22 protein-coding genes are annotated in these 16,759 nt (G+C 46.0%); 4 read left to right on the top strand and 18 right to left on the bottom strand.

Features of this window, described 5'->3' with window-relative positions:
• Positions 1 to 167: 167 nt before the first annotated feature.
• The 3 genes from ACFSUS_RS28680 to ACFSUS_RS28670 form a co-directional block, all read right to left on the bottom strand.
• A complete protein-coding gene (locus ACFSUS_RS28680; RefSeq protein ID WP_381528626.1) occupies positions 168 to 1,031 on the bottom strand; it encodes an alpha/beta fold hydrolase in 864 nt (287 codons plus the stop codon).
• Between the two features lie 102 nt (positions 1,032 to 1,133).
• Positions 1,134 to 1,877, bottom strand: coding sequence for an NADPH-dependent F420 reductase (locus tag ACFSUS_RS28675; RefSeq protein WP_381528629.1), 744 nt, complete (start codon positions 1,875 to 1,877; stop codon positions 1,134 to 1,136).
• Positions 1,878 to 1,916: 39 nt separating this feature from the next.
• Entirely contained in the window at positions 1,917 to 2,495 is a 579-nt protein-coding gene (locus tag ACFSUS_RS28670) for a Crp/Fnr family transcriptional regulator (RefSeq protein ID WP_381528623.1), read from the bottom strand.
• A 533-nt stretch (positions 2,496 to 3,028) separates the two neighbouring features.
• On the opposite strand from ACFSUS_RS28670, the gene ACFSUS_RS28665 reads away from it, so the two are divergent.
• The 3 genes from ACFSUS_RS28665 (at position 3,029) to ACFSUS_RS28655 (ending at position 4,783) form a co-directional block, all read left to right on the top strand.
• Entirely contained in the window at positions 3,029 to 4,129 is a 1,101-nt protein-coding gene (locus tag ACFSUS_RS28665) for a replication initiation protein (protein WP_381528620.1), read from the top strand.
• Between the two features lie 68 nt (positions 4,130 to 4,197).
• Complete coding sequence (locus ACFSUS_RS28660) at positions 4,198 to 4,383, top strand: hypothetical protein (protein ID WP_381528618.1); 186 nt, start codon at positions 4,198 to 4,200, stop codon at positions 4,381 to 4,383.
• Positions 4,373 to 4,783, top strand: a complete 411-nt coding sequence (locus ACFSUS_RS28655) for a type II toxin-antitoxin system VapC family toxin (RefSeq protein WP_381528615.1) — start codon at positions 4,373 to 4,375, stop codon at positions 4,781 to 4,783. Before ACFSUS_RS28660 ends, ACFSUS_RS28655 begins: the two co-directional genes overlap by 11 nt.
• 78 nt (positions 4,784 to 4,861) lie before the next feature.
• Here the strand turns inward: ACFSUS_RS28655 and ACFSUS_RS28650 are convergent, their stop codons facing one another.
• From ACFSUS_RS28650 to ACFSUS_RS28600, 11 genes are all read right to left on the bottom strand, one after another.
• Positions 4,862 to 5,188 (bottom strand): hypothetical protein, encoded by a 327-nt coding sequence (locus ACFSUS_RS28650; RefSeq protein ID WP_381528612.1) that lies wholly within the window; start codon positions 5,186 to 5,188, stop codon positions 4,862 to 4,864.
• Between the two features lie 11 nt (positions 5,189 to 5,199).
• Entirely contained in the window at positions 5,200 to 5,850 is a 651-nt protein-coding gene (locus tag ACFSUS_RS28645) for an AAA family ATPase (RefSeq protein ID WP_381528609.1), read from the bottom strand.
• 91 nt (positions 5,851 to 5,941) lie between these two features.
• Positions 5,942 to 6,586, bottom strand: a complete 645-nt coding sequence (locus tag ACFSUS_RS28640; RefSeq protein ID WP_381528607.1) for a recombinase family protein — start codon at positions 6,584 to 6,586, stop codon at positions 5,942 to 5,944.
• A gap of 169 nt (positions 6,587 to 6,755) precedes the next feature.
• Positions 6,756 to 7,304 (bottom strand): hypothetical protein, encoded by a 549-nt coding sequence (locus tag ACFSUS_RS28635; RefSeq protein ID WP_381528604.1) that lies wholly within the window; start codon positions 7,302 to 7,304, stop codon positions 6,756 to 6,758.
• A gap of 266 nt (positions 7,305 to 7,570) precedes the next feature.
• On the bottom strand, positions 7,571 to 7,801 hold the full coding sequence (locus ACFSUS_RS28630; protein ID WP_381528602.1) for a DUF2188 domain-containing protein: 231 nt from the start codon (positions 7,799 to 7,801) through the stop codon (positions 7,571 to 7,573).
• A gap of 112 nt (positions 7,802 to 7,913) precedes the next feature.
• Positions 7,914 to 8,846: a hypothetical protein gene (locus ACFSUS_RS28625; protein WP_381528599.1), complete on the bottom strand. Its 933-nt coding sequence runs from the start codon at positions 8,844 to 8,846 to the stop codon at positions 7,914 to 7,916.
• Positions 8,847 to 9,483: 637 nt separating this feature from the next.
• Positions 9,484 to 9,795 carry a HigA family addiction module antitoxin gene (locus tag ACFSUS_RS28620; RefSeq protein ID WP_381528596.1) on the bottom strand — a complete coding sequence of 104 codons (312 nt, stop codon included), beginning with the start codon at positions 9,793 to 9,795 and terminating at the stop codon, positions 9,484 to 9,486.
• A 15-nt stretch (positions 9,796 to 9,810) separates the two neighbouring features.
• Positions 9,811 to 10,089, bottom strand: coding sequence for a type II toxin-antitoxin system RelE/ParE family toxin (locus tag ACFSUS_RS28615; RefSeq protein ID WP_381528594.1), 279 nt, complete (start codon positions 10,087 to 10,089; stop codon positions 9,811 to 9,813).
• A 252-nt stretch (positions 10,090 to 10,341) separates the two neighbouring features.
• Positions 10,342 to 11,052 carry a hypothetical protein gene (locus tag ACFSUS_RS28610; RefSeq protein ID WP_381528591.1) on the bottom strand — a complete coding sequence of 237 codons (711 nt, stop codon included), beginning with the start codon at positions 11,050 to 11,052 and terminating at the stop codon, positions 10,342 to 10,344.
• Positions 11,049 to 12,098 (bottom strand): DUF5712 family protein, encoded by a 1,050-nt coding sequence (locus ACFSUS_RS28605; protein WP_381528588.1) that lies wholly within the window; start codon positions 12,096 to 12,098, stop codon positions 11,049 to 11,051. The genes ACFSUS_RS28610 and ACFSUS_RS28605 overlap by 4 nt, the downstream gene beginning before the upstream one ends.
• Positions 12,095 to 12,586 carry a BfmA/BtgA family mobilization protein gene (locus ACFSUS_RS28600; protein ID WP_381528585.1) on the bottom strand — a complete coding sequence of 164 codons (492 nt, stop codon included), beginning with the start codon at positions 12,584 to 12,586 and terminating at the stop codon, positions 12,095 to 12,097. Before ACFSUS_RS28600 ends, ACFSUS_RS28605 begins: the two co-directional genes overlap by 4 nt.
• Before the next feature lie 601 nt (positions 12,587 to 13,187).
• Between ACFSUS_RS28600 and ACFSUS_RS28595 the strand changes: the two genes are divergently transcribed.
• A complete protein-coding gene (locus ACFSUS_RS28595; protein WP_381528582.1) occupies positions 13,188 to 13,883 on the top strand; it encodes a LamG domain-containing protein in 696 nt (231 codons plus the stop codon).
• Positions 13,884 to 13,923: 40 nt separating this feature from the next.
• On the opposite strand, the gene ACFSUS_RS28590 is transcribed toward ACFSUS_RS28595, so the two are convergent.
• From ACFSUS_RS28590 to ACFSUS_RS28575, 4 genes are all read right to left on the bottom strand, one after another.
• Complete coding sequence (locus ACFSUS_RS28590; RefSeq protein WP_381528579.1) at positions 13,924 to 14,604, bottom strand: hypothetical protein; 681 nt, start codon at positions 14,602 to 14,604, stop codon at positions 13,924 to 13,926.
• Positions 14,605 to 14,642: 38 nt separating this feature from the next.
• A complete protein-coding gene (locus tag ACFSUS_RS28585; protein WP_381528576.1) occupies positions 14,643 to 15,611 on the bottom strand; it encodes a zinc-binding alcohol dehydrogenase family protein in 969 nt (322 codons plus the stop codon).
• Positions 15,612 to 15,761: 150 nt separating this feature from the next.
• Positions 15,762 to 16,337 carry a PPC domain-containing DNA-binding protein gene (locus ACFSUS_RS28580; protein WP_381528572.1) on the bottom strand — a complete coding sequence of 192 codons (576 nt, stop codon included), beginning with the start codon at positions 16,335 to 16,337 and terminating at the stop codon, positions 15,762 to 15,764.
• 52 nt (positions 16,338 to 16,389) lie between these two features.
• Positions 16,390 to 16,759: nuclear transport factor 2 family protein (locus ACFSUS_RS28575; RefSeq protein WP_381528569.1), on the bottom strand; the 370-nt coding region annotated here is incomplete at its 5' end.

Below are 16,759 nucleotides of genomic sequence, written 5' to 3'. Positions count from 1 at the left end.
CAATACCTGGGACTCTTCGGTATAGTCTTTCAGAATCTCTGCTAGGTCGTTGTTGCCAAAGGCCGTCAGGTGATGGCTTAATACGTCGTTTGTTATTGCTTCGTTTGTGTTCATTGCTAAAAAAATGGCTGTGAATTAGCGCTTATCACGCTGTTTTGCGGGGGAAACTAGCCCCTTAAAAAAGGCAGCATACTCGCCCAGACTGCCGAAAAATTCGTCAGGAACGCAGGATGGGGGGCATCGGGAATAATGCTTAGCTGTGCCTTTGGTATCATTTCATAGGCTGCTATGACTGTTTTCAAGGGAGCATTTTGATCCTTTTCTCCCGCCATCACCAATACGGGGCATTGAATCTTGCCTAGTACCGGTTTCCCGATACTAACGGTACTATAGTAGTGGTTGACCGATAAGAGCCACTTATCAAAGCGTTCAGGCTGGGGCAGTAGGGCTAATTGCTGGGTAAAGTAGAGGCTGTCCAGACCGAAAAGTGATTGGCGCGTATTGTCGAATTTCCGCCAACCGGGCTTCCACTCTCCAGCCCCAATAGCAATCAGCTTTTTAACTTTATCCGGGTGCGACGCGGCAAGAAAGTAGCCTGTATAAGCCCCATCACTAAAGCCTAAAACAAGCACGCTGTCTTTAGTTACCGCTTCGATAATGGTCTTGACATCCTCCGCTTTACGCTCATAAGAGGGTACGCCGGAACCCATTTCCGATTTACCATGTCCGCGGGTAGAGATGGCAATGACCTGATGGGTTTTGGCTAGGCTATCAATAAATTGAGCCATCTCGTAGGTAGACCCCACGATACCGCCATGCAGGATCACCAGAGGTTTTCCCTGCCCATAGACTTCGTAATAAATCTTGGCGTCTTTCGTCTGCGCATACTGGCCCGCTTTGGGATTGTTCCCGTAGGGAATCGCCTGTGCCGGTGAAGGAGTCTGCTGCATGAACGCACGCAGTCGGCTGGGACTTTGGCTAAATGCGGCTGCGTTGGTGAGCAGCCATAAGAAGAAAAATAGGTATTTCATTTTGGTATTGAAAACCAGGCAGAGCTGGGCTTTCTAGTTTGTCGAGGAGTACGCTTTCTTAAAAACAAGGCCGCATGGCTACGTAGAGCGAGTTCCTTTGTCCTACTTAGCCAAGTCGGGGTTCAGGAGCTTTTCTTTAGCTTCGTCTAAAAGGACCGTTTTGCCTAACGCCCCAAATTCATGAAGATCACCGAATACTTCCAGGCGAATGGATTGATCCAGCCCACCAACATGTAGGGGTTCAAACCCAGCATCGATAATCAATTCCTCGATGGCTGACTGAATAGAGTGGTCATCCGTGGCGTAAAATAGAACTGCCTGCTCCGGCGTTTGCCCGGAAGCCTGAGCCAGCGATGCTGCCCCTAGTGTGCCGAACGCTTTAGCGAGCTTCGCCCCTTTGGGGAGTAAAGAAGCGTTGATCTGACCGGCGGACTCGGTTTCGCCAATTATCTTGATAAAACCACCTTTAGGGTCCGGTGCAATTGGGTTAGACGGATCAACAATGATTTTGCCATCTAGCTGAGTGGCGAACTGCTGTAAAAACTCGCCAATGGCATCGAACCAAATGGCTAAAACAATAATGTCAGCTTCGTCAACAGCCGCCGATAGTTCCCTCGGTTGTGCGAAGTCTCCTAACTCGTTAGCCAAACTCTGTGCCGCTGTATAATCGCGAGAGGCTAGCATAACCGCCCGAAAACCTTTTGTTAGATTGACAGCTAGTGTACGGCCAATAGCGCCTAGACCAATAATAGCTACTTTTAATTCCTGGGTTTGTGACATGGTCTTTTGTTGGTTAAGTATCCATGCAAAGGTCCGTCCAACGGCCCAGGTGCGCCAATGAACTATCTTAAGAAATAGGCTTAAACTAGTTTAAGCCCGACGGCATCAGGAAGCAATGTCTTTCCTGATTTTGCTCAGAAACTCAGGGGTAATGCCCAGATAAGAAGCGATCTGTGTATTGGGTAGCCGTAAGGCAAGCTTGGGATATTGGTCTAAAAAGGTGAGATAGCGTTCCTGAGCCGTTGAGCTGATGCTTTGCAAAACCCGGTTTTGTAGCTCCACGTACTTATTCTCAACGATGACTTTGAAGATCCGATCCAGCTTGGGAATATGGGTGTATAGAAAGTAGAGATCCTGCTTTTCGATTTGTAGTACAACAGCAGGTTCGATGGCTTCAATGAACAAGGCGCTGGGCCTTCCGGCATGAAAGCTTCCTATATCAGCGATCCAGTCCTGTTCAGCCGAAAATTGTAAATTATGCTCGGTGCCTTTCTTATCGACGGCATACATCCGAAAGCAACCCTCAACAACGAATGTGTAATGTCTACAGGGAAAGCCCTCCTGTAAGATGGCTTGTTTTCGTTTAATTTGCCGATGGATTACCCGACCTTCCAGCAACTGTTTTTCCGTTTCCTTTAGTGGAATGTAGCTTTCAAAATGAGCAATCAGGGGCTGTATAGACATTGGATGAAGGGTACTTTCCTACAAATCTAAAAATCTATTCACTAGTAATGGTGCAGTATTAATTGTCTCATTATACGCTTGATTCGTACGAAGACTATTTACACTGGACCGCAACGGCGCACCGTAATTTATCTCCCTTTCTGCAGAACTACCCCTTGTTGTAAAAATTCCTGATAAAAGACAGCATCAATAACTAAAAATATAGTTGGCGTCCTCCTTCTCTTTTTTAGTAATCGCGTCCCTTTTTGTTTTTTGTTTTTTACTCATTCATTGTATTATTAGCATTTTCTCATATGTTTTAATTATTCACACCTTAAATGCTAAAACGCGACATCAAAACTATTGTAGTAGGAAATTTTACAATTGTAGTTAGTATATATATACTGAGTGATTGCTAATAAAAGGACAAATACCCCTAGTAAGAGAGTTTAATAAAAGGACAAATACCCCTACTCATAAGATGAATAAAAGGACAAATACCCCTGAATATTATGTCAAGTAATTTATATGCCCTTTTATTATATATTTGAATTATGAAGCAGGAAGATAAGCGCACCACTCAGCTAACTATACCGCTCGGCCTTACTTATGAGCCGCAACATAAAGACATTATCAAGCAACACTGGAATGTGACGTTTGCTAGGCAAGGACGTATGAGTGTGGCGGCCAAGCGCATCATGGCTCGCGTTATAGATCAAATTCGCGATGACGATTTTAAGCTGCGACCATATTATCAATTTCGAATAGCCGACATTATTACTGAAGCTAGTATAACCAAAGAGACAGCGTATAAAGAAGTACAGGGAGCCTTGAACGAGTTAACTGATGCTAAATGGGAATTCGAAAGTATAGATGGCTCGGAATGGTACGTGAGGCACCTACTAGACACAACTAAGGATAAAGCAGTAGGATATAAAGATGGCGTTATCACGGTGTTGCTTAATCCGCAGTTAGAACCTTACTTTATTCAAATTGCTCATTATACCAAGTATCAGCTAAATAACTATATGAGTTTAAAAAGCTGGTATTCAATGCGGTTCTTTGAAATTCTGTCCGCATTTCGAGATACCGGTATATGGTGTCCAACGGTTGAGCAGTACCGACAACTCATGGATTGTTGGTATGAGAAAGATAAACGGGGAAAAGTAAAGAAAGACAAAGATGGAACTCCTAGAATGAAATACCCGCTAACAAAAGATTTGATCGCTCGCACCATTACAGAGCCATTGGAAGAATTAGCGGGCACAAACTTAGCTTTTAGTTACGAACCGGTGTACGAAACCGAACGAATGACGCGAGGGCGAAAAAAGATAACTGGGTTCCGTTTTACACTTCAACGAAAACAAGATGGTAAGATACCCGAGTATTGGCTGCAAAATACGGCCGTTTCGCGGGTTATTGCAGGCTTGCGTACCTGGAAGGTCACCGACAGAAATATCGCCCTGTATTTGGAAGATATAGGCACAGAAGCGGCCAATAGGCTTGTGTACAGTTGGCAATTAAAAGAAAACTCTGAAGAGCGGATTAATGATCGGGTGAAGTACTGTAATGCGGTATTCGTTCGAATGGGGAAAGCAGCCCAAGAACGATTAAAGCAAGAAGTTGAGAACGCCTTAGATCATCCAGTCGTTTAAAATACAACCACAATCAGTAGGGGATAAAACATATGGAAACGAAGAAACCATTAGAGCCAATTCCTCCTATGCGAAGGGGTTCTAATTCTTACAAACCTGAAGATATTCGGCGGTGGGGCGTCGAGCGGTTTATGAATGAGATTGCCCCTAAAGAACCCTTGGAGATACCAGATCTGGGATTTTCAGCGGAAGAGAATCAACGTATGGATGAATTGCTAAAACAAGAGCACGAAAATTCGGCCAATGGTCTTTGATACTAATTTGATCATCGGTCATGTTCGTCGCTTAGAACGGTTACCGGCTCAAGCTATCATTCCTATGGTTGTCGCCGGCGAATTAGAGGCCTTTGCACTAAAGGCCGATTGGGGTTATCAGAAAGTAACCTTCCTGCAAACGATCTTAGACTATTATCCTTTGGTTGAAGTATCACGGTCGCTGACAAGTTTGTACGCTCAGGTAGATGCTTTCAGTCAAGGTAGACTGCGTACTAACCCCTTGCCACTAGGTATGTCCGCCCGAAACATGGGGAAGAACGATTTATGGATTGCAGCAACAGCATTATTCTTTGACATGGATCTGCACACAACAGACAATGACTTTGATCATTTAACTACATTCGGCCTAAGATTGGTTAAGCCACAGAACTTTATCTAATCCATTAATTAACAGATATTAATTCTTATATTTTAGGTGTAGAACCACACCTAAAATTAGGTTTAAGAATAGGTTCAATTATGCACCTAAATTGTATTTCTTTTTTTCCCGTTCTACCTTTTCTTCAATGGCTTCAGCAATCCAGTCTTGAAGCGAAACGCCCAGTTTAGGGCTCGTTGGTTTACGGGGTCGTTTAGCCCGTAATTGGTCGATGGTAGCCAGCTGACTCGACATAATCTTCACATTGAAGTTCTTAACTTGATCAGGCTTTTGCGGTTCAGCTTTACTGACCGTTGAACTTCCCCGGTTTATTATTTTCTCAATCTCCTTTTCATTACCTCTGCTGGCCAATTCAATAGGCGCAGGCTCTGGAACTTTTTTCTTAGGTGGTGCTGATACTGCCATTGTCTTTGTGTTTATTTTTTGATACCAGTGATATGACCAAACAATGCGTCTACTTCACTGACGGCCTTCTCATCTAAGGGAATCATTTCAAAGACGGAGAGTCCTTTGCTGGCAGCTGTGGCAAACGCCTTACGGTTAATAACAGGGTAATCAACAAAATTCAATTCTTCGTTCTCGCGTAACACGTCGGTAGCTTCGCTATTATCGGCTCCTCTTGTATCGGCTTTATTGAGAAAAGAAAAGACTTGTAAGGGTGTGGCCCGACCTCCCATAATCTCACCCAGTAAAGCTTGTACTTTGGAAAGCGTCCAAATCTCATAACTACGGGGAGCAAATGGGATTAAGTAGATGTCTGAGACAAACAAGGCGGCTCGCTGACTGGCAGTATCCCGACCACCGGTATCAATCACGATGTGGTCATACTTGGGCCTTAACTGCTCGATCTGCCGGCGCACCGTCGCTCCGTTCAGTTGAACGAGTGTATAGCCTAATTGCCCTTTCTTAGTCTCTTCACGCCAGGCTGTAAAGTCGCTGGCGCTCTCTTGCTCATCAGCGTCCACAAGCAGGACATCCGCTCCCTGTTGAGAAAGCCATACGGCTAAATTAGTTGATATAGTTGTTTTTCCGGTGCCACCTTTTATGCCTCCTACGGTGAAAATCATGTATTTACGAATCTATTAAGGGTGTAGTTTTAGGTGTAAATTAAGGTGTAAAAACAAACCTTTTTCGAGGTGTAATAATACGCATAAATAATTAAGTTAAACGCTTCAGTATCGCATAAACGTTAGGAATGTGCCACTTGCTGCCAGACCTGTAAGTTGGAACCTCCTGCCGATTCAGTTCGTCACGGAGGGCTCTAACCGTATTGAATCCTTCGGCCTGTAGACGCTCAATGGTTGGTCGGAGTTGTTCGGCAAACGCCATAGCTGCCGCTGCATTTTCCTGGCTTAAGACCTCTTTGCCATAGGTGCCTAAGGACACACCCCGCCGTTTGGCTGCGGCTAAGGCATCCTTCGTCCGAGTGCTGATCTGTTCCCGCTCGTGTTCAGCAAAAGCCGCCAATAAGTGCACCATGAGCCGATTGGCATGAGGATTATCAACGGCCTTAAAATCAACCCGACTTTCCATCAGGTTGGAAATGAAGGCAACGTTCCGGCCTAACCGGTCGAGTTTAGCAATGATCAGGGTAGCTTTGTCTTTACGGCACTGGGCGAGGGCCGCCGACAGCTGCGGTCGTAAATTCTTTTTACCACTCTCCACCTCCGTGTAGATGGCAACTACACTATACCCTTCTCTTAAGGTAAACTGGTTGACAGCTTCGGCCTGCGCTTCCAGTCCTAATCCACTTTTACCCTGGCGGTCGGTCGACACCCGAAAGTAAGCAATGGCTTTCTTCATAGGGCTAATATAGGGTTATATAAGCTATCTTGTTACTATGTATACCAACGTTTGTATAGTAACAAAACAAACGCCCGAAAGGGCGCTAACATACAAACGCTCGTTTACTTGTGTACAAAGATTAAAATAAGAAACCCGCAAGAGCGGGTTTCTGTCAGTTTCCTGCGTATTATTTCACCACTTTTGCATTGGCAAATAACATCGTGAGAAATTTTACAGCTTCATTTTTCGCGATTTCATGCGTGATGTTTTCAAGTGTGTAGGAACCTCCGCTAACTTGAGATTGAACCCCTAACGAAAGATGCCCACCGCTTTCCAGTTCTCCTGATGTGAACATATTATAGATAGCGTTCACCTGACGACTATCAGCAGCATCTGATCGAGCGTTAAAGAAAACATGGGGTTCTGTTTCCCGCTTCTTCTTAATGCCTTTCATGAAAACAAGCAGGGTTACGTTCACGGCCGTAATCTTGTCCTTTTCTCTGCGATAGGAAGCTTCATCAAAGGACCTAATTGAAACTCTTCCTTCATGCCCATGTCTTTTTATGCTTTCCAAGGCTTCTTCAAAAGCTGGCGTAATGATCGTTTGCGCTATGTTCTCAAAATCTTTCAGGAACGAAATTACTTTATCTTCCTTATTCGATGCACTGGCTATTTCCTCGTTTAAAGCATCATCGTAATTAGATAATGCTGTATTCAATGCGTTCAATTCGTCCATATTCTTAGGTTTTTAATTATCATTCAGCTTCAGCAATACCGAGAAGAGCTAAGTATCTTCCTGAGGACCAACACCTAGTAAGCACTCAAAAACTTGGTACGGCTGCGGTGGAAAAGATGCAGGAAGTGCCACAGAAAACCGCTGAGATTTAGAATCACAAATTCTGCTCCGACTTCTTCGCAAAGCTGTTGGTCGTTTACTCGTAGACAAGGTAAAGATAACAAATGCCCCGAAGGGCATTTATCAATAGACCGGCACACCGTGTTTCAGTTTCTGGTATCTCTGGGCGGATTTGGATCATTGCCATAAGAGTCAGAGTCACGGATTTTTCCGTCGCGACCATGAATTACCACCTCCGAATGTTGGTTCTTGGCTATCTCTTTAGCAATCTCGATAGCTTGTTTCTGAGTATCTACAACTCTTGTGGGCTTCTGGTTACCAGCACCCTTAACTTGCCATCCGTCCTCGTGTTTTGTGACGTGTTGATTTTTACCCATGAACTTTCTGGTTTGCGATATGTACAAAAATTTGCATACGTACCCGTCTTTCCACCGGGTTCTTCTTTAAAAGAAACCCGCTCTCGCGGGTTTCTTTTGACTATGTACTCGATTAAGCAGCTTGTTGATTATCAGCCGAATCAGGACGATTTGGGAATAAACCACTGATTTTCATTGGCCAACCTTCCGTATGGACAATTCGATCCTGGTGCAGTTTTCCGTTTAGGATTTCTTGCTTAGTAAGCGTTGATAAACGCTCCCAATTTTCTCCAAAAACATACGTTGCGTTGCCAGTATACCGACTTTCCAGTAAGTACAGGTTTTGTTGTTCGAAGCAAAAGATTACATAGCCATCGAACCCTGCCTCTCCAATAACGATTCTGCTCGGACTGAAATTAGTTACTAGTTTGAACCGAGCATCAACGATTTCCCGCTTCCAAGCCGGCAGCGTTTTTGTGACACTTTGTAAAACGTCTTTTGCTTTTTCCCAAGGATACTCGCCTTGTGGAAGTACCCGCCAATTGCGACGCTCTATATTGAATGCGTGTAATTGAACCAGTACTTCAGACAGTATGTCGCATTCGCCGAAAAGCTCCAAAAAGAGATTGATGGTATGCTTGATTTCATCCATCTGGTTAAGTTGATACTCGAGTTCTGTGGAAATAAGAACTTTTTGACCGTCTCGAACATCAATCGTTAACTCTACTTCTGGTGCCTTGTAATGTACGCGAGGATACCGTTCATAAGAGCGCGTTACATATTGCCATGAGCGCCCGAATACCCGTGTAAAAACGGTACGATAACACGTCTCCTTAGGCTGGTCTTTCTGTGGAACATCCTTGCCATCGGCATTAAAGCGAGAAATAGGTCCAACCACTTTGGGTAAGAGTTTCTCGCCGGGTCTTAGCTCAGAACTAAAGCCGATTTTTTGTAACCGAGCAGAATGAGCTTCTATATTCGTCAATATAACTTGGAATCGGCTACCTGTTGGCAGAGAATGCAAGAAGGTTTGCGGACTCTGAATCCGTTTTTGTTGAATGCGCATAGCGCTGATAAGTTAAAAAATTAGGGCTGTACGCTTGTAGCGTACGCATATGTTAGGCGGGTCCCTATGTTACATAGGTAGCGTTAGAAGCATTATAGTAGCCGAAGAAGGAGTCCTAAACTCTAGGCTAGATCATTGAAGCGAAAATAGAATTGGCGGCTAACTGGCTTAAGGTCAATATTATATACATCCCTGACCATTCCCAGCAGGCATTATTATCAGTAGTGAAAAAAATGTCCGGTATACTTTGGAGATAAATCTCACGTTGTTACCTTTGCGGACCCCAAAAAATCTCACTTGGAATGTCGGGCAGGGTACGAACCTGTTCCGGTACCTAACATATAGAGAGTTGGCGTTGATAGAAACGGACAGGGTACCAACCTGGACAATCTATCGTACGCTTCATGCATCTATATATAATGCGTGCGCGTTCCAAAGACCGTGCCAAGCCAATGTATCAGCACAGAGAGCTGACATATTGGCTTTTATTTTACCAAAAAGCCTGCCATCTTATTGTTTATTCTGTATAACATATAAACGGCCAAAGATTATTTTCTTAGTCTATAGAATATATAGATATATGACAAATAGGCTTAATTGGCAGGTGTGCCCCTGTGTGATCGTTTATGTTTTCACTTTATGCTGATTGCAGGTTAGATCCTCTTGGAATAAAATGTTGAATTGCGGCACGGTTTACTTTTCGCTCGGCATACCACAACTCGTAGTTCTTTTGCAGATTCACCCAAAACTGTGCGGTGTTGCCGAAAGCCTCCGACAGCTTCACAGCCAGTTCAGGGCTAATGCCTGCCCGCTCGTTCACTATGGCCGACAGGTTGGCGCGAGCAATACCTAAACCCTTGGCCACTTCGGTAATCGTCAAGCCGCGTTCCTGAATATATTCTTCCCGCAAAATCTCGCCGGGATGCACGGGGGCTAAATTACGCTTCATAGGTTGTCCCTTTCGTTAATGATAATCGACGTAATCCACGTCGTGAATGTCTCCGCCTTCAAAGCGGAATATGATTCGATAATTCGGCGTGACAGTAATTGACCAAAAATCCGCCATATCGCCCGTCAATTTGTGAATCCCTGACCCCATTTGCTGAATATCGCTGACCGATGAAACAGCGTCTAACTGGTCAAGAACACGATTGATCTTACGTAGATACTGCGCGGGGAGCTTCGATCCGTTGCCCTCTTCATAGTATTGCTGCAAGCCTTTGTGCCGGAAATTTATAATCATAACATTATTGTAACGTGTAATATTACGCATTACAATAACTAAACGAAAGGGCAGGTCAAACCTGCCCTTTTTTATTGAGATGGCACAGCTATTTAGCAGGGTACTTGGTTTGGTTCAGCTACTCAAAATTAACAATCTTACTAGCAAAGTCGGGACGTGCTGTCTGTATCAGAAGATGTGGCAAGTAGAGCAAAATGATGATTCCAGTAAGTGTAATGCCAATATGGATAGAAAGTAACCTCTACTGTTTACTCATTTCTTATTGACCTTATCCAAATACGCTTTCCATACATTTGGGTACTTTTCTTGAATCCACCCCACAAACTCTTTCGTAGCGTTATCCTGTACGCGCATAGCATCAACCTCGTCATTGAAATGATTAACGTACAGAGCCGTTCCAACACCAGTCAATAGTAACAAGACATACACGCAGGCAGCTGCTTTCCAAGAGGTGAATCCAACTTGATTGACAAAGGCATCCGCTTTGCGCTGGCCAGCCAATCCAATACGATTGACTGTGTTCGTACCTGTTTGCTTAATTTGCTCGGCGGTAGCAACTCCAGCGGCCTTGATGGCACTAACCGCTTCTTCAGCAGCCGCCTTAATATCCGCTTCAGTAGGTATACCTTTTGTTAGTTCGGGCAATAACGTCTGGGCGAGCTTCTCAATGTTTACACTGGTGCGGACGCCCTGCTGAGCTTCCTTTAACAGTAACTCTAGTTCTGATTGTGTGGCGGCCTGAGGCTGTGTCGCCTGTTTATCTAGCCGCTTAGTTAGCTCCTCTATGGCCTTGCTGTGACGGCTCAATTCATCAGCCAGTCGTTTAACTGGGTCGTACTCTACAACAGCTGGAGCTGGCGGTGGAGTACGGCGGGGTGGTACAGATTCGGCGGGCGGGTTGGTAAAAGCGGGCAGTTGGTTACCAGTTTGATTTAGGTTTTTCAGGAATTTGTTCTCGTTCATCGGCGTAGACCTCGGCTTATCCTAGGTTTGTTTTGTTGTTCTTCTTCTTTCGGTGCTAATTTTTGCTGTTGTTCTACCTTCTGCTGTTCGGCTAACTTAGCGGCTAAAGCCTGTTTTCGTGCTTCCTCTATCTGTTGCTGACGTTCGCGTTCGGCTTGAGCGGTGGCCAGCGCCTTGCTCAATTCGTTGACATCCTTTTGCTCAAAAGCCTCACTAAGTTGGTCTCGCAAATCGGCGGCAACGTCTCTTTCAGGCGTTAGCTTGACGGACGGGAAAGCATCTGCGACTAGGGCATCTTGTGGCTGCTGAACCCGCTTCTGAGCTTCCTGAAGGGCCTGTCGTTGCATTTTCTCTTTGGCTAACTCGTCGCCGTATTTCATGCAATGCAAAAACTGGAAGGATTGCGTCAGCGGCCGTTCGTAGCCAAACTCCTGGTCAAACGTCTGTTCAACGCGCTGACTAAACGCGTTCCGTTCAAATCCACCCACTACTGGCCCTTTTGTGGTTGCCTTATGATTTGTTTTTGGGCTTAGATGGTAGGGGTTCTTCCGCTCGTGCTGGCCGTTTTCTTTCCCTTCCCGGTATTGCTTTAAGTTTTCGGTGCGACTCACTAGGACGTGAATGTGTGTCTGATCACCGGCTTTCGGAACGCCTCGTTCCTGCTCACCGAGCTGGACAATCCGGTCCGTATGGTCATAGCTGCGGCTATGTTCGACTTTAGCGAACCAGACCAAATCTTTACTTTCTATCCCCTTTCCAAAATTTTGGGCATACTGTTCCATAGCCGCTCGGGTGAAAGCTTGTAGCTTCTCGGGATCGCTGCCAATGTGAGCCAGCTCCGCCTGGGAGGGGGCTAGGATGAGCTGGTAGTACTTGTCATCCTGCCGGCCTAGGTTTTTTTTGTTTTGGTCAATCTCGACCACTACCTGGTGGCCAGCCAATAGCTCCTGTTGCCGGTCGAACCATAAGCCGGCTACTTCTTTTTCCAGGTACTCGACGAGTCCGCCACAGGACCCGGCACCGCCCGATGGGATCTTGGTCATCATCGCCGGTTGCCTTGTTGCTTGATCAGTTCATCGGTTTGCTGTCGGTACTCAGGCCGCAAGGCGTTATCTACTAAAGCGGTTCGAAACGAAAGCCGGATAAGCGTTTGGAACGCTTCCACAACCCCCGTCAACTGCTCTTCCAATTGCTCGGCGGTAAGGCCCGCTGACTTGGCTCCAACTCCTGTGCTTTGGCTGATCTGAGTGCGCGTGGCCCGCACTTCGGACAGAATAGGCTTTAATAGCTCCTTTTCCTGCTCACGGATAAATCCAATTAACCGCTTATCCAGCCCATCTACTTTATCCGCCATTTTCTTTAAGGCTACGCTGGGAGCGTCTGCTTTGGGGTCGCGCGGATCAGCCTTGGTGACGGAGAAATATTGGACCATAGCCGCAATCAAATCCTTGTGAGAAAGCCCTAACTTCTCGCCTAATCGTTCGAGCTGCTGGTGGGTACCGGCGCTCACGGATATGCTCTTTCGTTCGCTCATGCAGCAAAAAAGTATACAGTTTAGAATTGACTATCAGTAAGTTATAGTATTTTTATACATCACATATACAATACACAGAAAATAAAATATGCTAAATCTTTGATTTTCAACCCCGTAGGGCGAGATGAACGGTATGCAGCGTAGCGGAATAGCGTTCCGTCTCGCTCCCTAATTGGACCGCTTCGCGCTACGCTTCCGGATGGCTTACCGTTCTTAAAGGGAAAGTGATAAAGATTTGTCAGATTTGCAAATAAAGCGTCGGAGATTGGGATCAGTAACAGTGTCTCGAGTAAAACGCTACAAAAGGGTTGAAAAGGGAAAAGAATACAGAACTAACTCTACAGTTAATAATAGGCCAGCGATCTTAGAGATAAAGGCACTAAGAAAAATACAAGACATCAAATTTCACTATCAAGTAGTTTTGCCATTTCGTACAGCAGCGGACCGCCAGGCGACCTTGCGTAAAATCTGTTACTTGCCATTAACGAGTTCGCCTAGTTGAGTGGTCTGACTTAATCTAGTTTAAGCCTGTTTCTTAAGATAGTTTATTGGCCTACCCATTAGGCTACCGCAACTTTGCATTATCATTTAACCAACGATAATGAAGAAGAACAGCCTATTTTTTGTCCTTTGCCTTGGTTTGCTAGCAGCATGTAAGCCGGAAGTAAGCCTCAACGATCAGTCATTTGAGCTAGTAAATGTGACCGGATCTGTCGTTGATCTTAATGGCGAGGAAGTTCTGAAGGTAGAACGAGATTTAGAAGCATTGCCCTTTGATGAGAAACGGTTAGGGGCCACAGTGAACGGTCCACTCTATGCAAGACTAAAAAATTCCAATTTTGAAAACGGAACAATCGAAGTTAAGGTGCTGAGTCGGATACAGAAGAACACGCCCTATCGCGATTCTTGGGGATTTATTGGACTTGCTTTCAGAATCAACAGTGACAATTCTGCCTTCGAGTCGATGTATATACGGCCTAAAGTGGGCCGGGTAAGAAACCCAGTTATTCGAAATCAGGCGATTCAATATTACTCGTACCCCAACTATAAAATGGATAATATTGGCCGCTCGCCGGGCGGTCCCTTTGAAGCAAGTGCCGATATAGGTCTTGATGAATGGATAACCCTACGTATCGAAGTGGAGGGTCAGCAGGCATCCCTGTATATCAATAACAAAAAAGAACCGTCTCTTTCTATAAAACAGCTAAAAGGCAACCTAAAATCCGGTGCCGTTGGCTTGTGGGTAGACATCGGAACCGAAGGCTATTTCAAAGACTTAAGGATTACGAAAAAGTAAATCGGATAGGCTCACTGTGAATTGACGTAGGTAACGACTTTTATTGCCTGGTAACTTTCAGGTCAGCAAAGTAACCTTCGGTGCCTACGTCAACCCATAAGCCAATGCCCCCCGCTGTTACAGCGCCTACGCCATGCTTTAGATCCTTGACCAGCAGGGCGGGTTGCTTTGTGTCATTCAGGTAGAGTTTCGCTTCCTGCCCATTCACGACAATTCTCATTGTGATCCATTCGTTCAGGGTCATATCGGCATACGACTCGTAACGCTCTGGTGTTTCATTCCGTAGACGATCAAATTTGTAGTCAGGGTAGGAAAAGTACTGGATGGAGTGATTACGACGGATCTGATCGTCGGCCCGGCCATTGGTGGGGCGGATGTAGATACTCTCGAAGCTCGAATTGGTTTCGTTGATCCGAAACGCAACCCCAATAAAACCACGGGCTGTCTCCGGTGCGTTTTTCAGGAGTCGACTCAGCACCTTAACTTCGATGGTACCGTTCTTAAAATCAACGCCGCTGATTCGAACAAACGTAGGCTCGTCCACCTGTTGTAGGGTAGAATCCTTAATGACCCGGAGCGCATCTTTGCCCTTTATTCGCTCAAATGACATTGATACCAGGTTGGGAGCCAGTTTAGCTTTATCCAGCTTTATGGCTTGAGCATTCACACTCATTGAGCCTAGTAGTAGGCTACTTATCAGCGCCGATACGATCCGTTTCATATACTGAAATGCATGTGGGTTAATTGATTAAGTGTCAATCAAGGTAGTACGACAAGCTTACCCGTGGCCAGGTTGCTATCCATGAATTGGTGAGCCTCGGCGATTTGCTCCAGCCTAAAAGTTCGGCTAACAGGGAGTTTCACCTGACCGGCCTCGACTTGACGGATAAAGTCCTGAAATACGCTCGTCGGACTGGTAATCTGACCGCTGTCATAGGTTGTCAGTCGAACGGTAGCCGGTATATACTCCATGGGCGCAAAATCAGAAATCGTCCAGCTTTCAGCCAGCATCCCACTCATACAAGCGGTGCCACCGGGTTTAAGACAGCTTAAGGAGTCATGCAGCGTGGCCGTGCCAACCAGTTCCAGTGCCTTGTCGATGCCCTGCGGAAAAAGAGTTCGGACCGATTCGGTTACCTGGCCCGAATCGATCAGCACATGCGTGGCACCATTGTCCAGTATGGCTTTTTCTTTTTGGGAATTTCGGGTGGTCGCTACTACCGTCAGACCCGCCCGGTGAGCGAGTTGTGTTGCTAGCATACCCACCGATGACGTGCCCCCCCGGATCAATAGCGTTTCTCCGGGCTGAATACCTAAGGCCGGATACAGCGAGCCATAAACCGTTTGAAACATTTCGGGGATAGCGCCTAGCGTCTCCCAAGGAAGCGTACTCTCAAAGGGATGGAGCAGGCCCTTTGGTAACAGCGTATACTCGGCATAGCTACCGTCGAAATCCCGTCCCATACCACCCATTAAGGCCATTACCGGTTGACCTTTTTCATAGTGGCCAGAGGGGTCATGTTCTACTTCGCCAACGCACTCGATACCAAGCACCCGCGGAAATTGAACACCAAGCGAGTAGCCTTTGCGCGTCATCAGCTCCGAGCGGTTTAGGCCAAACGCGTTCACCTTTACCAGTACCCATTCACCCGTTGGCGTGGGTAGCGGGCGTTCCTCCAGAACAAAGCGCTCAGGACCTCCGGCTTGATATAATGCGGCTACTTTCATGAGGGGTCGGTATGTGCTACAGAAAGGGCTATGGCTGCTTCAGATTGGCAACTAGTTGGCAGTCTATTTTTTAAGATAGTTGATCCATCCACCAATCAACGACGTACTGGCTGGTTCGTTCAGTCTTACTGCGATTTTTACTCGTAGTAGTTACTTCATTAGCGAGGGGTCAATCAAGCCAGCCCCATACTGAGGGTTTACCTTTTTGTAGAGCGTTGTCGGCTCAACGGTGAGAAACACTTCCAGGGTAGGGCCGGTAACTAGTTCAAGCAGATGGCCACCCCGAACGGTGCCATCCTCGGCGGCCACAGTCGCGTGAATATGAACGATGGGTTTACCATTGAGTACGGCAATGTTACCCGTTAATGAGGATACTTCACAGGGTTCGCTAATGGGAATACTTTTGAAGAGTTTACGACCGTAATCAAAGAAACCAAACATAGCTGAGGTGGCGTCGCCAATGGCGGTAAAGTGCGCTGTCTTCACCCCGTACTGTTGAGCAAATTCCGTCAAGCCCGACCGTATTTCATCCCCTAGGGCAAAAATCAATACGTAGTTTTTGATGGGTCCATTGGTGCTCAGTAACTTGATCTTTACGCCGGGTGCTTTACCCACCTCAACGGGTTGTATGGGCGAGATATACGCTTGTGCATAGGCAGTCGTCTGGCTGGCAAGCAGCGCCATGACGAGGGCAAGTGTATAGCTAAATAAGATTGTTTTCTTCATGAGACCGGGGTGGTTTTGGGGCAGCAGAAACGTTTCTGCTGCCCCAAAACTGTTATTTCATTATTCGGTAATCGGCGACGGTGTGAACGATTATTTTATCTCCCTTCAAGAAGAAGGTATCGGTCCCCATCGGGATTTGAGCAATGTCCGAATCACTAGCCCAGGCAACATAACCGACCTGATGACTAACCGTCAATTGTTTCATGGTAAAGGCCGAACCCGTTGGTATGGCCAAAAAGTATTCAGCAAAAAACTGGCGGATAGCGGCTAATCCTGTTAAGGGGCCGTTTGGAGTCAATACCTGGGACTCTTCGGTATAGTCTTTCAGAATCTCTGCTAGGTCGTTGTTGCCAAAGGCCGTCAGGTGATGGCTTAATACGTCGTTTGTTATTGCTTCGTTTGTGTTCATTGCTAAAAAAATG

This window comes from Spirosoma soli, assembly GCF_042684525.1.
GTDB classification, from domain to species: domain Bacteria; phylum Bacteroidota; class Bacteroidia; order Cytophagales; family Spirosomataceae; genus Spirosoma; species Spirosoma soli.
The sequence above is the reverse complement of the archived record's forward strand: the minus strand, read 5'-3'. Positions and strand labels throughout refer to the sequence as shown.

Bases quoted from the DNA above. Each gene is read 5' to 3' on its own strand.
- ACFSUS_RS28680 (WP_381528626.1), bottom strand. From the start codon at position 1,031: ATGAAATACCTATTTTTCTTCTTATGGCTGCTCACCAACGCAGCCGCA.
- ACFSUS_RS28670 (WP_381528623.1), bottom strand. From the start codon at position 2,495: ATGTCTATACAGCCCCTGATTGCTCATTTTGAAAGCTACATTCCACTA.
- ACFSUS_RS28665 (WP_381528620.1), top strand. From the start codon at position 3,029: ATGAAGCAGGAAGATAAGCGCACCACTCAGCTAACTATACCGCTCGGC.
- ACFSUS_RS28660 (WP_381528618.1), top strand. From the start codon at position 4,198: ATGCGAAGGGGTTCTAATTCTTACAAACCTGAAGATATTCGGCGGTGG.
- ACFSUS_RS28655 (WP_381528615.1), top strand. From the start codon at position 4,373: ATGGTCTTTGATACTAATTTGATCATCGGTCATGTTCGTCGCTTAGAA.
- ACFSUS_RS28650 (WP_381528612.1), bottom strand. From the start codon at position 5,188: ATGGCAGTATCAGCACCACCTAAGAAAAAAGTTCCAGAGCCTGCGCCT.
- ACFSUS_RS28645 (WP_381528609.1), bottom strand. From the start codon at position 5,850: ATGATTTTCACCGTAGGAGGCATAAAAGGTGGCACCGGAAAAACAACT.
- ACFSUS_RS28640 (WP_381528607.1), bottom strand. From the start codon at position 6,586: ATGAAGAAAGCCATTGCTTACTTTCGGGTGTCGACCGACCGCCAGGGT.
- ACFSUS_RS28635 (WP_381528604.1), bottom strand. From the start codon at position 7,304: ATGGACGAATTGAACGCATTGAATACAGCATTATCTAATTACGATGAT.
- ACFSUS_RS28630 (WP_381528602.1), bottom strand. From the start codon at position 7,801: ATGGGTAAAAATCAACACGTCACAAAACACGAGGACGGATGGCAAGTT.
- ACFSUS_RS28625 (WP_381528599.1), bottom strand. From the start codon at position 8,846: ATGCGCATTCAACAAAAACGGATTCAGAGTCCGCAAACCTTCTTGCAT.
- ACFSUS_RS28620 (WP_381528596.1), bottom strand. From the start codon at position 9,795: ATGAAGCGTAATTTAGCCCCCGTGCATCCCGGCGAGATTTTGCGGGAA.
- ACFSUS_RS28615 (WP_381528594.1), bottom strand. From the start codon at position 10,089: ATGATTATAAATTTCCGGCACAAAGGCTTGCAGCAATACTATGAAGAG.
- ACFSUS_RS28610 (WP_381528591.1), bottom strand. From the start codon at position 11,052: ATGAACGAGAACAAATTCCTGAAAAACCTAAATCAAACTGGTAACCAA.
- ACFSUS_RS28605 (WP_381528588.1), bottom strand. From the start codon at position 12,098: ATGATGACCAAGATCCCATCGGGCGGTGCCGGGTCCTGTGGCGGACTC.
- ACFSUS_RS28600 (WP_381528585.1), bottom strand. From the start codon at position 12,586: ATGAGCGAACGAAAGAGCATATCCGTGAGCGCCGGTACCCACCAGCAG.
- ACFSUS_RS28595 (WP_381528582.1), top strand. From the start codon at position 13,188: ATGAAGAAGAACAGCCTATTTTTTGTCCTTTGCCTTGGTTTGCTAGCA.
- ACFSUS_RS28590 (WP_381528579.1), bottom strand. From the start codon at position 14,604: ATGAAACGGATCGTATCGGCGCTGATAAGTAGCCTACTACTAGGCTCA.
- ACFSUS_RS28585 (WP_381528576.1), bottom strand. From the start codon at position 15,611: ATGAAAGTAGCCGCATTATATCAAGCCGGAGGTCCTGAGCGCTTTGTT.
- ACFSUS_RS28580 (WP_381528572.1), bottom strand. From the start codon at position 16,337: ATGAAGAAAACAATCTTATTTAGCTATACACTTGCCCTCGTCATGGCG.